The following is a 13540-nucleotide window of genomic DNA, read 5'->3' as shown; positions in this document are numbered from 1 at the left end:
GAGGGAGATGACTGTGGCAGAGCGAACGACCTGGGTCCTCATCGACGGCGAGAACATCGATGCGACGCTCGGCAGCTCGATCCTCGGCCGGCGGCCGCAGCCCGACGAGCGTCCCCGCTGGGATCGGATCCTCGCCTTCATCGCCGGCCGGTGGAACCAGCAGGCGCGCGGGTTGTTCTTCCTCAACGCGTCGACGAACCTGCCGATGCCGTTCATCCAGGCGCTGCTCGCGCTCGGCTACCAGCCGATCCCGCTGTCGGGTGACGCTGACGAGAAGGTCGTCGACATCGCGATCCAGCGCACGATGCAGGCACTGCGCGATCGCGAAGGCGACGTCGTGCTCGTCAGCCACGACGGCGACTTCGTCGATGACCTCGGGGCGCTGCTCGATGGTCGCCGCGTGGGCGTGATGGGCTTCACCGAGTTCCGCAACGCGGGGTTCGCCGAGCTGCCGGGCATCCAGTTCTTCGACCTCGAGTACGACGTCGAGGCGTTCGATGCGTCGCTGCCGCGCGTGCGGATCATCGCGATCGACGAGTTCGATCCCGCACAGTTCCTGCGCTGATCGGCTGCTCATGAGCGCCGGCCCGCCCACGACCTCGCTGCAGCGCACCTACCGGTACCTGCGCCTGGCGATCGGCGGCTCGGTCGTGGTCGTGTTCACGGCGATCGGCGTCGCGATGCCGAGCGTGGGGCTGCTGCACTCGATCAGCCAGTACTACTACTCGCCGGCGGGGCCGCTGTTCGTCGCGGCGCTCGTCGCCGTCTCGGTGTGCTTCTTCGCGCTGTCGGGGCGGGGCGCCGAGCGCATCCTGCTCGATATCGCGGCGGTGATCGTCCCGGTCGTGGCGATCGTTCCGACGCCGATCGCGCCGCATTCGGTGCCGGGCGTCGATGCGGGATGCCCGAACGGTGCGCGCTCGTGCGTCCCGACCGGCTACGACGCGATCGTCGACAACGGCGTCGCGACGTACCTGATCGTGGGCGTCGTCATCGGCGTCGTCGCCGGCGTGCTCGCCTGGGCGGGCGAGGTCGACCGGCGGGCGACGCTGTGGACGATGGCGATCGCGGCGGGCATCCTGTGCATCGTGTGGCTGACCTGGTGGCTCGCGCACGACGTGTTCCTGCGCTGGGCGCACCTGGTCGCCGCGGTCTGCTTCTTCGGACTGATCGCCGTCGTCGCCGTTGTCAACGCGGCCACGCCGTCATCGGGCTCGGCACCACGATGGCTGCGCGGGACCTACATCGCGATCGCCGTGGCGCTGTCGGGCGTCGTGATCGCGATCCCGCTGTACGACCAGGCCCATCCGTCGGCGCGGCATGCTGTCTTGGTCGGCGAGGTCGTCGCGCTCGTGCTGTTCGCGGCGTTCTGGATTCTGCAGTCGATCGAGCACTGGCGCACCGACGACCCGGCGATCCTCGCGCGGAAGTGACCGCGTAGAGTCGAAGCGAGGGGAAAGGAGCCTGCCATGGCCCGCATCCTGATCATCGGCGGACACGGAAAAGTCGCCCTGCTGCTCGAGCCGTTGCTCGTCGCGGCCGGCCACGAGGTCATCGCCCTGATCCGCAATCCTGCGCACGCCGGCGAGGTCGCCGCGACCGGTGCCACACCGCGCGTCGCCGACGTCGAGAACCTCGAGACGGCGGAGCTTGCGGAACTGTTCACCGGGGCGGATGCCATCGTGTGGTCGGCCGGCGCCGGCGGCGGCAACCCCGCCCGCACGTACGCCGTCGATCGCGACGCAGCCATCCGCTCGATCGATGCGGCGACGGCCGCGGGCGTGCGACGCTACGTCATGGTGTCGTACTTCGATGCGGGACTGAACCACGGCATCCCCGCCGACAACCCGTTCTTCGCCTACGCCGAGGCGAAGGCGGCGGCCGACGCGTACCTGCGTGTCAGCGAGCTGGACTGGACGATCCTCGCGCCGTCGGCGCTCACGCTCGAGGCGCCGACCGGGCGCATCGAGGTGGCGGCACCCGCCTCGACAGCGGTGTCGCGTGCGAACGTGGCCGCCGTCATCGCGGCATCCCTCGACGAACCCGCGACGATCAGGCGCACGGTCGCGTTCAACGACGGCGACGTGCCGATCGCCGACGCGCTGCGGGCGTGACAGAGGTGCTGTCGTCGCAGCGTGCGGAGCGCGCCGGCCACGCCGCGCGTGCCGAGCTTGCCGCCCTCGCGGCGGCGGGCACTCCGTGGGGTGTGCCGCCGCTCGAGCTGCCTGCCGGGGCACCGGCGCGTGCGGCAGCGGTGCTCATCCTGTTCGGAGTGCTCGACGACCGCCCTTCGACGTATGAGGCGCAGGATGCCGCGGTCTCGCGTGACCTCGATGTGCTGCTGCTGGCACGCGCCGCGACACTGCGCTCCCACCCCGGTCAGGTGGCGTTCCCCGGTGGACGCCTCGACCCGGGCGACGACGGCCCTGTCGCCGCGGCGCTGCGCGAGGCGGAGGAGGAGACCGGCCTCGATCCGGCAGGCGTCGAGGTGCTCGGCACGCTGCCCGACATCCCGCTGGAGTATTCGGGGCATCTCGTGACTCCCGTGCTGGGGTGGTGGCGGCATCCGTCGGCCGTTCGCGTCGTCGACGAAGCCGAGTCTGCCGATGTCTTCCGCGCGCCCGTCGCCGACCTTCTCGACCCGGCGCGCCGGGTCGTCACGGTGATCGAGCGCGACGGGCAGCAGTGGCGCGGGCCGGGGTTCCTCGTGCCGCGCCACGACGGCGGCACGCACCTGGTCTGGGGGTTCACCGGGACGGTGCTCGACGTGCTGTTCGACCGCCTCGGCTGGACCGAGCCGTGGGACCGCGAACGTGAGCTACCACTGGTGCCGTAACGCGTTCTGCGACGGGCTGCCGCGATTCTGGGCGCCTCAGCGCCGATGATAGGATCTCCCCTTGGAAGTGTGTCCGAGCGGCCTAAGGAGCATGGCTGGAATCCATGTAGGCGGGGTAACTCGCCTCGCAGGTTCAAATCCTGTCACTTCCGCCACGAGATGAGCGTCGCCCGAGGGCGGCGCTCATCTTTCGTCATACGGGTTCATGTTTCGTCACACGGGAATGCACCCCGCGCCACGGTGGTTGTCTTCTCGAGTCACATCCCGCTTCAGGAGAAACACCCCCCATGAGTTCCACCAGCTCCGCTGTGCCTGCGCCCGCGCGCGCACCCAAGCCGAAGAAGCCGTTCTACCGGTCGTTCGGGTTCCAGATCACGATCGCGCTGATTGCCGGCATCCTGCTCGGCATCCTCGCGCTGAACCTCGGGCCCGATGCCGAGGGCAACCCCAACGGCCTCACGGCGACGCTGTCCACGATCGGCAGCGCGTACGTCACGCTTCTGAAGGTCGCTGTCGTCCCGCTCATCTTCCTCGCGATCGTCGCGAGCATCACGCAGCTGCGCAACGTCACCAACGCCGCGCGACTGGCCGGCCAGACGCTGCTGTGGTTCGGCATCACGGCGCTGATCGCCGTGACGATCGGGATCGTCCTGGGCATCACGATCCAGCCCGGCAGCCGGGTCGCGCACGACGAGCTCACGACGGGTGACCCGTACGCCGTCGGCACGTGGTGGAACTTCCTCAAGGGGCTCATCCCGCAGAACTTCCTCGGCCTGACGGTGTCGAGCTCGGCGGATGCCACGACCGGCGCCGTCACATCGACGGTCGGCTTCAACATCCTGCAGGTCATCGTCATCTCGGTCGCCGTCGGCATCGCCGCGCTCAAGCTCGGCAAGCGCGCCGAGCCGTTCGTGGTGTTCACGCAGTCGAGCCTGAAGATCGTCCAGCGGGTGCTCTGGTGGATCATCCGCATCGCACCGATCGGCACGCTCGGTCTCATCGCGTCGGCCGTCGTCAACTACGGCACCGACAAGCTGCTCACGCTCGTCTGGTTCGTCATCGCGGTGTACGCGGGCCTCGTGCTGGTGCTGTTCGTCGTCTACCCGATCCTCGTGCGTGCGCACGGGCTGTCGATCAAGCAGTACTTCTCCGGCGTGTGGCCGGCGGTGCAGCTCGGCTTCGTCTCGCGCTCGTCGATCGGCACCCTGCCGCTGACCGAGCGCGTCACCGAGCGCAACCTCGGCGTGCCGCGCGAGTACGCGTCGTTTGCGGTGCCGCTGGGCGCGACGACCAAGATGGACGGCTGCGCCGCGATCTACCCGGCGATCGCCGCGATCTTCGTCGCCCAGTTCTTCGGCATAGAGCTGAACATCGTCTCGTACCTGCTGATTGCGCTCGTCTCGGTTGTCGGCTCGGCCGCGACAGCGGGCACCACCGGCGCGACGGTCATGCTGACGCTGACCCTCTCGACGCTCGGCCTGCCGCTCGAGGGCGTCGGCCTGCTGCTCGCGATCGACCCGATCCTCGACATGGGCCGCACCGCGGTCAACGTCGCAGGTCAGGCGCTCGTGCCGACGATCGTGGCCAAGCGCGAAGGCATCCTGGACATCGATCTGTACAACGCGCCCCGCGACGGCGAACCGTTCGCCGACGACAGCGAGGAAGAGCTCGCCGCAGCCCGCGCGTGACGCGAGCGTGAGGTGAGTGAGGGGGTGGATGCCGAGGCATCCACCCCCTCACTCATGCCAGCTGGTCGCGATCGGCGAAGGCCGACCCCGGACGGATCACGAGCGAGCGGGGCAGCGCGAGCGCGCGGACCCGCTCGCTGCCGGTGAGGGCGGCGAGCATCTCGCGGCGGATGCCCTCGGCGTCGGCGACCGCCTGCGCTCCGCGCGCGGCGGCGTCCGTCGCGGTCGCCGCATCGGCGTAGCTGGCGCGTTCGACGGCGGCGACGAGTCGTGCCGTCTCGGTGTGCGGCGCATCGTGGGTCGCCATCAGCCGCGCGCCGAACGCGCGCGGCGACTCCGCGCCGGGCACGGCGACGCCCAGATCGATCGCCGTGTCTTGCACGAGCCGCCACGCGGCGGCGACCGTGCCGCGCCGGCGCAACAGCTGGCGCCGCAGGGCTGCCGCAGCACCCGGTGCGAACGCGAGCACCAGCAGCGTGCCGACAACGGCGAGGTAGGGTCGCAGGTCGACCAGGCGCACGGAGGTTCCGGATGCCTCATCCTGCGCATCCGCCGGACGCTCGTCGGCGGTCGCCGTCGACGTTGTCGTGGGCGTCGGTGCGATCGTGGCATCCGTCACGTCTTCGCCCGACTCGTCGACGGGCGACGCGGCGCTCGAGAACGTGGTCGGCGCTCCCAGGCTCTTCGTCGGCTCGAACGCGACCCAGCCGATGCCGTCGAACTCGACCTCGGGCCAAGCATGCAACTGCCCCGTCGTGACTTCGGCGACGCGCTCGCCGTCGACGGTATCGCCGGTGTAGTCGCCGGGCAGGAAGCCGACCACGACGCGCGACGGCATGCCGAGCGACCGCGCCATGAGCGCGAACGCACTGGCGAAATGGATGCAGTAGCCCTCCTTCACGTCGAGGAACGTGGCGACCGCGTCGACGCCGGTGCCGTCGAATCCGTCGGCGACGGGGGTGGACAGCGAGTAGGTGAACTCGGGCCCGCGGAACCAGCTCTGCAGCGCCACGAGCTTGTCGTAGTCGGTCGCGGCATCCGCCGTCACCTCCTGCGCGAGCTCGCCGATCACGGCGGGGGTGCCCTCGGGCAGTGAGAAGACGTCGACCACCGACGAACGCGTGGTCGTCTGTGCCGCGCGGATCTGCTCGAGCGTCGGGCGCGGCACGTGCGAGACGACCTCGTAGCTCTGCCCCTGCGCGTTGCTCTGACCGCTGACGATCGTGCGGCTGTACGGCACGGTGCGCCAGATGCCCTCCAGCCCGGTGATCTCGACGGCCGGGTACGAGATCGGCAGGTACGCCGACGACAGCTGAGCGACCTCGACGTTGGTGCGGTACTCGGTGACGCGGATGCCCTCGGTGACGGCCACCGGGTCGAAGACCACCTCGGTCGCCGACATCGAGCGCATGCGGTCGGGCAGCCACACGTCGCCGTCGAACACCGACAGCGTCGCGACGCGCAGGTTGGGCAGTTGCGGCGCGTCGCTGCGCATCGTGAGGACGGTGACATCGCTGCGCCGGCGCAGATCGCGCCCAAGGTCGAGGCTCGCGTCGATGCTGGCGGCCACTCCCGACCCGGCGGCCGCGATCGTCGGCGGCGGCAGCGCCGGGCCGACGACGAGCGCGCCGACGATGGCGACCGCGCCGATGGCCGTCGCGACCGCCATGACGCCACGCGAGCGGGCCGCCATGACGGTTGCCTCGCGCGTGCGGGTCTCGGCGCGGATGAGGTAGAGCAGGGATGCCGCGAGCAGCACGAACGCGAACACGTCGATGTCGGCGGGAACCGCGATCGAGGGGATCAGCCAGACCATCACGAGCGCCGCTGCCGCCAGCAGAGGCATCCGTGCCGTCAGGACGACGTGGTCGAGCGCCACCGTCAGCAGTCCGAGCGATGCGACGATCACGAAGCTGAGCGCGAGCGTCGGCTCGAGCGGAGCGACGCCGAGGAAGATCTCGCCGGAGGCGACTTCGACCAGCCGCGGCACCTCGGCGATGGCGGCGCCGGTCGGGATGACGCCCAGGAACGAGGCGGTGGGCAGGAAGAACGCGGTCACCGTCCCCACCCACACGGCGAGCTCGACCAGGGTCACCCCGATCGCCGGCGCGCGCAGCCGCCGCAGCCCGAAGCCGATGCCGAGCAGTGCGGCGGGCAGCAGCGTCACACCGAGCAGCCACGGGCCGCCTGCGACGACGCGCAGCAGCGGGACGATGACCGCGACGATCGCGATCCACAGGGCGATCGTCAGCCGCACCTCGCCGCGCGGCCGCTTCTGCCGGGGCGCCGCCTCAGAAGCTGACACGGTGCGCCCCTCGGTCCACGACCGAACCCCACGCGAGGGCCAGATCGGTGTCGGTGCCGATCGCCGCGACGCGCCAGCCGGCTGCGGCGGCGCGGGCGAGCGCATCGCCACGCGGGGTGACGGCCAGCAGAATCGGCAGCGAGCTGTGGTGCGCGAGCGGTGCCAGCAGCGCGGCATCCGTTTCGCCGATCGCTCCGGTGATGTACACGAGCGGCCCGGTCATCGTGCCGGCGAGGAACGCGACCGGTGCGGCGGTGGTGTCGCCGCGGTGGGCGGTGATCGTCGCGAAGTCGATCGTGAGCTGCTCGATCGCCGTGGTGTCTCCGCCGTCGATGGGGTCGGCGAGTGCTGTGCCGTCCGCGTCGACGACGTGCACGAGGTATCCCTCGTGCACGAGCCGCGCCGCGGTCGAGACGCACGCCGACACCGCGATCTCGAAGCCGGGGTCGGCACCGGGGGCGCGGACGGCATCGGGGTCCCAGCGCGTCGCGCCGCGATCAAGGACGACGATGGCCTCGGGTGTCGTCTCCTGCTCTTCCTGGCGCACCATGAGCTCGTCGCGGTGCGCGCTGGCGCGCCAGTGGATGCGGCGCATCGAATCGCCGGGGATGTAGTGGCGGGGGATGAGGTTGTCGGTGCCCTGGCCGAGCTGATCGGTCGTCGAGTGCATGCTGCCACCCGCTTCGCCGGGCTGGTCGGCCAGCGGTCCCAGGTCGACGATGGCGGGGGCGACCGTGAGCGGCAGTGCCTGCCCGATCGTGTGTCGGCGCCGTGCGAAGGCGAAGGGATCGGTCGTGACGACCGAGACGGGCCCGATGGGGCGGATGCCACGGCGCTGCGCCACGACCGTGTACGCCAGATGCACGCCGCCGCCCGACCGCATGCCGGACGCCGTCTCGGGAAACACCCCGACCGCGTCGCCCGTGACGCCGTCGGGCAGCGCATCGCGCCAGCGGCCCTGCGCGCCGGGCAGCGGCGAGCGGATCTCGACCTGCAGGTGCACGTCGACCTCGCGCCCCGCCGTGGCGACGTCGGGCGAGAATGAGCGGCTGACCTTCTCGGTGCGGCGCACGACGTAGAGCGTCGCGATGCTCGCCGCGACGACCGCGACCAGCAGCGCACTCACGTAGAGCAGCTCGGTGATCTTCGCGGCGTGCGCGACGATGAAGCACAGCACGGCGAGCAGCACGGCGCCGGTGCGTCGTACCGTCAGCGGCCAGCGGGACATCCGGGCGACCTCAGCGGGTGGCGAGCGGCACGCGCACCGAGCCCACGATGCCGCGCAGGATCAGGCTGATGGTCTCGGCGTTCGAGCGCGCACGCGCGCTCGCCGAGCCGCGGGCGGCGACCATGCGATGCGCGAACACCGGCTCGATCAGGGTGGCGACGTCGTCGGGGATCACGAACTCGCGGCCGTCGAGGGCGGCCCACACCTTCGCGGCGCGGATCAGTTGCAGCGTCGCGCGGGGGCTCGCGCCCAGGCGCACCTCGGGGTGCTCGCGCGTCGCGCGCGCGAGGGCGACCGTGTACTCCTCGACGGCGGGGGAGACGTGCACGCCGCGCGCCCACAGGATCAGCGCGCGCACGGCGTCGGCATCGACGACCGCGGTCAGCGCGTCGAGCGGGTTGGCGGTGTCGCGCTGGCGCAGCATGAGGGCTTCGCTCGTGGCATCCGGGTACCCCATCGAGATGCGCATCATGAAGCGGTCGCGCTGCGCTTCGGGCAGCGCGTACGTGCCCTCCATCTCGAGCGGGTTCTGCGTCGCGACGACGAGGAAGGGGTCTTCAAGCGTGTGCGAGACGCCGTCGACGGTGACCTGGCGCTCTTCCATGGCCTCCAGCAGCGCCGACTGCGTCTTGGGGGAGGAGCGGTTGATCTCGTCGGCGATCACGATGTGGGCGAAGATCGCGCCCGGCTTGAACTCGAACTCACGATCGACCGGGTTGTAGACGCTCACGCCGGTCACATCGCCCGGGAGCAGGTCGGGCGTGAACTGAATGCGACGGACGGTCGCGTCGGCGGATGCCGCGAGAGCGCGCGCCAGCATCGTCTTGCCGACTCCGGGCACATCTTCGATGAGCAGGTGGCCTTCGGCGAGCAGACACACGAGCGCGGCGCGGACGGCGGCGGGTTTGCCGTCGATCACGCTCTCGATGGCCGTCAGGATGCGGCCGGTGTCGCGGGCGAAGTCCTCCGCGGTCGCGGCCGTGCGCGGCTGGCCCCCTGTCGTCGCGGCATCGATCATCCGAACCCCCTTCGGAAAGACGTGCGGCACGGGTGCACCACGGTCAGATCGTAACAATGCGGCGACGATGAGGGGTGGCATCCCGTCTCACGCACCCTGCGAGGTTGCTGGGTGCTGTGATCGCGTAGACTGTCTGAAGCTCTCCGCGAGGCGGCATCCAGGCCAACTCCCCCAGGACGGAAACGTAGCAAGGGTAACCAGGCTCTGCCGGGTTCGCGGAGAGTCTTTCTTTTCCCCGTGGTCCTCAACAGGCGGGGATTTTCTCCGGGCCTTTCGTGCCCTCGGGGGAGCGTGCCGCCATAGGCTGGCGGGGTGGCAGAGAGCATCTACATCACCTCCACCGAGGGCCTGTCCGGAAAATCCACGATCGTGCTGGGTGTCATCGATGCGCTGACCCGATCGATCCCGCGAGTGGGGGTGTTCCGGTCGATCGCTCGCTCCACCGCCGAGCGCGACTACGTCCTCGAGATGTTGCTCGACCACATCGGCGTCGACCTCGACTACGAAGAGTGCGTCGGGGTCACCTATGACGATGTGCGACGCGACCCGGATGCCGCGCTGTCGACGATCGTCGAGCGGTTCAAAGCCGTCGAGGCCAAGTGCGACGCCGTCGTGATCGTCGGCAGCGACTTCACCGACGTCGGGTCCACGAGCGAACTCGGCTACAACGCCCGCATCGCGGCGAACCTCGGCGCGCCCGTCCTGGTGGTGCTCAACGGTCGCGCCGGCGAGGGCGACCGACTCGGCGCGAGCGTCGCGCGTACACCCGAGCAGGTCGGCCAGGTGATGTCGCTCGCGCTGACAGACATCGCCCACCAGCGCGCCGAGCTGTTCGCCGTGATCACCAACCGCGCCGATCCCGCCGCGCTGCCGCAGATCAACGCGGCCGTGCGAGCAGTCGTGGCGCAGACCCCCGCCGTCGACGGCACGCGCGAAGCGCCCGTCGGGGTCTGGTCGATCCCCGAAGACGTCTTCCTCGTGGCACCCGCCGTGCGCGACATCATGTGGCGTCTGGACGGTCATCTGCTGCGCGGAGACGAGGCGCTGCTCACCCGTGAGGTGCTCGACGTCGTCGTGGCGGGCATGTCGCTCAACAACATCCTGCCGCGCCTGACCGAAGGCTCGATCGTGATCGTCCCCGCCGACCGCACCGAAGTGCTGCTCGGCCTGCTGCTGGCCAACTCGTCCGGCACGTTCCCCTCGATCGCGGGCATCATCCTCAACGGTCCGTTCGCATTGCCGGATGCCGTGCAAGAGCTGATGGCGGGCCTGGACTCTTCGCTGCCGATCATCCAGACCGACCTCGATACGTACGACACCGCGGTGCACGTCATGAGCACGCGGGGCCGCCTCGCGGCCGGCTCTCAGCGCCGCTTCGACACGGCTGTCGCGCTGTTCGAGCAGCACGTCGACACCGACGAGCTCACGCGCGCGCTCGGCCTGGCCCACTCCGCCGTCGTGACGCCGCTCATGTTCGAGTACCAGCTGCTCGAGCACGCCCGCACGACCCGCAAGCGCATCGTGCTGCCCGAGGGCGGCGACGACCGCGTGCTCAAGGCCGCCGCGACCGTGCTCGCACGCGGCATCGCCGACCTCACGATCCTCGGTGAAGAGGCCGACGTGCGCGGGCGCGCCGTCGAGCTCGGGCTCGACCTCAGCGCGGCGCACGTGCTCAGCCCGTTCGACCCCGTGACGGTCGACCGCTTCGCCCGCGAGTACGCCGAACTGCGCAAGCACAAAGGCGTCACGTACGAGAAGGCCGCCGACACCGTCACCGACGTCTCGTACTTCGGCACGATGATGGTGCACCTGGGCCTGGCCGACGGCATGGTGTCGGGCGCCGCGCACACGACGGCGCACACGATCCGCCCCGCGTTCGAGATCATCAAGACCCGCCCCGGCGTCTCGGTCGTCTCGAGCGTGTTCCTGATGGCGCTCGCCGATCGTGTGCTCGTCTACGGCGACTGCGCCGTCATCCCCGACCCGAGTGCGACGCAGCTCGCCGACATCGCGATCTCGTCGGCGGCGACCGCGCGCCAGTTCGGCATCGACCCGCGCGTCGCGATGCTGTCGTACTCGACGGGTGAATCGGGCTCGGGGGAAGACGTCGACAAGGTGCGCGCCGCGACCGCGATCGTGCGCGAGCGCGCCGCGGAACTGCTGGTCGAAGGCCCGATCCAGTACGACGCCGCCGCCGATGCCGCTGTCGCGAAGGCCAAGATGCCGGGGTCGCAGGTGGCGGGCCGGGCGACGGTGTTCGTGTTCCCCGACCTGAACACCGGCAACAACACCTACAAGGCCGTGCAGCGCTCGGCCGGCGCCATCGCGATGGGGCCGGTGCTGCAGGGGCTCAACAAGCCGATCAACGATCTGTCCCGCGGCGCCCTCGTCGAAGACATCGTCAACACGATCGCGATCACCGCGATCCAAGCTCAGGGAGTGTCTGCGTGACCGTCGTCCTCGTCATCAACAGCGGCTCGTCGTCGTTCAAGTACCAGCTGCTCGACGTCGAGTCGCAGACGCCGCTGGCATCCGGCCTCGTCGAGCGCATCGGGCAGCCGATGGGTGCGCTCAAGCACAAGGTGCTCGGGGCCAGTACCGGGGATGTCGAGTTCGAGCGCGAGCTGCCGATCCCCGACCACACCGAGGGGTTCGCGGTGATGCTGCGGGCGTTCGAGGAGTACGGCCCGCTGCTGCACGACGCTCCGCCGGTCGCGGTCGGCCACCGGGTCGTCCAGGGTGGCGCGCGGTTCTTCCAGCCGACACTCATCGACGATCTCGTCGAGATCAACATCGACGAGCTCGCGGTGCTGGCGCCGCTGCACAACCCCGGCGCGGTGCAGGGCATCCGTGCGGCGCGCGACTCGTTCCCCGATCTGCCGCACGTCGCCGTCTTCGATACCGCGTTCCACCAGACGCTGCCCCCGGCCGCATACACGTACGCGATCGACCGCGACATGGCGCGCAAGCACCGCATCCGCCGGTACGGGTTCCACGGCACGTCGCACAAGTTCGTCAGCGAGGCTGCGGCCGAGTACGTCGGACGCCCGCTGCGCGATCTCAAGCAGATCGTCCTGCACCTGGGCAACGGCGCGTCGGTGACCGCCGTCGACGGCGGTCACTCGGTGGAGACCTCGATGGGACTCACACCGCTGGAGGGTCTCGTCATGGGCACGCGCTCGGGCGACATCGACCCGTCGGTGCTGCTGGTGCTGGCGCGCCGCGAGGAGATGTCGCCGGGCGAGCTCGACACCTTCCTGAACAAGCGCAGCGGCATGCTGGGCCTTGCCGGGGCATCCGACATGCGCGACATCGAAGAGCGTCGCGCCGAGGGCAACGGCGCCGCGCGCCTCGCGTTCGACGTGTACATCCACCGACTGCGGGCGTATATCGGTGCGTACATCGCCCAGCTCGGCGGCGTCGACGTGATCTCGTTCACCGCCGGGGTCGGCGAGAACTCGCCGCTCGTGCGGGCCGAGGCGATCGCGACCCTCGGGTTCCTCGGGGTGAAGCTCGACCCCGAGCGCAACGAAGAGCGCCGCCGCGATGTGCGGGTGATCTCGGCCGACGACTCGGCGGTGACGGTGCTCGTCGTGCCGACCAACGAAGAGCTCGAGATCGCGCGACAGACCCTGCAGGTTGCGGGACCGGCGTGAATCGAAGATCCGACACGCACCGTTCGCACCCCGCGGCTACGCTGGGTGCGTGACCGAGGATCTTCCCGACCTGACGACTCTCGAGGGCGTTCTCTTCGACCTCGACGGCGTGCTCACCCCGACCGCCGAAGTGCACATGCACGCGTGGCAGACGATGTTCGCCGACCTGTTCTCGGCGTGGGGCATCGAGCCCGCGTACACGCAGGACGACTACTTCCGCTATCTCGACGGCAAGCAGCGCTACGACGGCGTCGCGAGCCTGCTGCGCTCGCGTGACGTCGAAGTGCCCTGGGGCGACCCCGACGACCTGCCGACCGCCGACACGGTGTGCGGCATCGGCAACCGCAAGAACGAGGTCTTCGCCGCCGTGCTGCGCGCCGACGGCATCGATCCCTACCCGGGTTCGCTCGCCCTGATCGAGAAGTTGCGCGACGCGGGCACGCCGATCGGAGTCGTGTCGAGCTCGAAGAACGCCGAAGAGGTGCTGCGCGCCGCGGGCATCCGCGACTTCTTCGCGATCGTCGTGGACGGCGTCGTCTCGGCGCGCGACGGGCTGCGCTCCAAGCCCGAGCCCGACATGTTCGCCGCCGGCGCGCGCATGCTCGGCGTCGACCCCGCCCGCAGCGCCGCCGTCGAGGATGCCCACTCGGGCGTGCAGTCGGCCGCGGCAGCCGGGTACGGCCTCGTCATCGGCGTCGACCGCGGCGCCGGCGCGCAGGCCCTGCTCGACCTGGGCGCCGACCTCGTCGTCGACGACCTCGCAGCGTTCGTCTCGTGACGACCACACGCCGCACCGACCACAACACTGA

At 70.3% G+C, this 13540-nt stretch carries 11 protein-coding genes, 1 tRNA gene and 1 other RNA gene; 10 read left to right on the top strand and 3 right to left on the bottom strand.

Annotated elements, in window-relative coordinates:
* The first annotated feature begins 7 nt into the window (after window positions 1-7).
* From BGO46_RS13960 to BGO46_RS13935, 6 genes are all read left to right on the top strand, one after another.
* A complete protein-coding gene (locus BGO46_RS13960) occupies window positions 8-565 on the top strand; it encodes an NYN domain-containing protein (protein ID WP_292674926.1) in 558 nt (185 codons plus the stop codon).
* Between the two features lie 10 nt (window positions 566-575).
* A complete protein-coding gene (locus tag BGO46_RS13955; protein ID WP_292674929.1) occupies window positions 576-1433 on the top strand; it encodes a hypothetical protein in 858 nt (285 codons plus the stop codon).
* A gap of 36 nt (window positions 1434-1469) precedes the next feature.
* Complete coding sequence (locus BGO46_RS13950) at window positions 1470-2114, top strand: SDR family oxidoreductase (RefSeq protein WP_292674931.1); 645 nt, start codon at window positions 1470-1472, stop codon at window positions 2112-2114.
* Window positions 2115-2206: 92 nt separating this feature from the next.
* Window positions 2207-2836 (top strand): CoA pyrophosphatase, encoded by a 630-nt coding sequence (locus BGO46_RS13945; protein WP_292675149.1) that lies wholly within the window; start codon window positions 2207-2209, stop codon window positions 2834-2836.
* Between the two features lie 63 nt (window positions 2837-2899).
* Window positions 2900-2991: transfer RNA gene (locus BGO46_RS13940), tRNA-Ser, on the top strand.
* A gap of 132 nt (window positions 2992-3123) precedes the next feature.
* Window positions 3124-4524: a dicarboxylate/amino acid:cation symporter gene (locus tag BGO46_RS13935; protein WP_292674933.1), complete on the top strand. Its 1401-nt coding sequence runs from the start codon at window positions 3124-3126 to the stop codon at window positions 4522-4524.
* A gap of 52 nt (window positions 4525-4576) precedes the next feature.
* On the opposite strand, the gene BGO46_RS13930 is transcribed toward BGO46_RS13935, so the two are convergent.
* From BGO46_RS13930 to BGO46_RS13920, 3 genes are read right to left on the bottom strand one after another with little or no spacing between them, the layout of a single operon-like run.
* Window positions 4577-6829 carry a DUF3488 and transglutaminase-like domain-containing protein gene (locus BGO46_RS13930; protein ID WP_292674936.1) on the bottom strand — a complete coding sequence of 751 codons (2253 nt, stop codon included), beginning with the start codon at window positions 6827-6829 and terminating at the stop codon, window positions 4577-4579.
* Window positions 6816-8057 (bottom strand): DUF58 domain-containing protein, encoded by a 1242-nt coding sequence (locus BGO46_RS13925; protein WP_292674938.1) that lies wholly within the window; start codon window positions 8055-8057, stop codon window positions 6816-6818. Before BGO46_RS13925 ends, BGO46_RS13930 begins: the two co-directional genes overlap by 14 nt.
* 10 nt (window positions 8058-8067) lie before the next feature.
* Window positions 8068-9075: a MoxR family ATPase gene (locus tag BGO46_RS13920; RefSeq protein WP_292674941.1), complete on the bottom strand. Its 1008-nt coding sequence runs from the start codon at window positions 9073-9075 to the stop codon at window positions 8068-8070.
* A 134-nt stretch (window positions 9076-9209) separates the two neighbouring features.
* On the opposite strand from BGO46_RS13920, the gene ffs reads away from it, so the two are divergent.
* From ffs to BGO46_RS13900, 4 genes are all read left to right on the top strand, one after another.
* Window positions 9210-9306: signal recognition particle sRNA small type (gene ffs / locus BGO46_RS13915), an RNA gene on the top strand.
* An 81-nt stretch (window positions 9307-9387) separates the two neighbouring features.
* The gene (gene pta, locus BGO46_RS13910; protein ID WP_292674943.1) at window positions 9388-11526 is read left to right on the top strand and encodes a phosphate acetyltransferase; all 2139 of its coding nucleotides are present in this window, start codon (window positions 9388-9390) and stop codon (window positions 11524-11526) included.
* Complete coding sequence (locus BGO46_RS13905) at window positions 11523-12731, top strand: acetate kinase (protein WP_292674947.1); 1209 nt, start codon at window positions 11523-11525, stop codon at window positions 12729-12731. The genes pta and BGO46_RS13905 overlap by 4 nt, the downstream gene beginning before the upstream one ends.
* A 49-nt stretch (window positions 12732-12780) precedes the next feature.
* Window positions 12781-13509, top strand: a complete 729-nt coding sequence (locus BGO46_RS13900; protein WP_292674950.1) for an HAD-IA family hydrolase — start codon at window positions 12781-12783, stop codon at window positions 13507-13509.
* Window positions 13510-13540 lie beyond the last annotated feature (31 nt).

Origin of the sequence: Microbacterium sp. 70-16, from assembly GCF_001898315.1 — a bacterium.
Classification (GTDB): Bacteria; Actinomycetota; Actinomycetes; order Actinomycetales; family Microbacteriaceae; genus Microbacterium.
The sequence above is the reverse complement of the archived record's forward strand: the minus strand, read 5'-3'. Positions and strand labels throughout refer to the sequence as shown.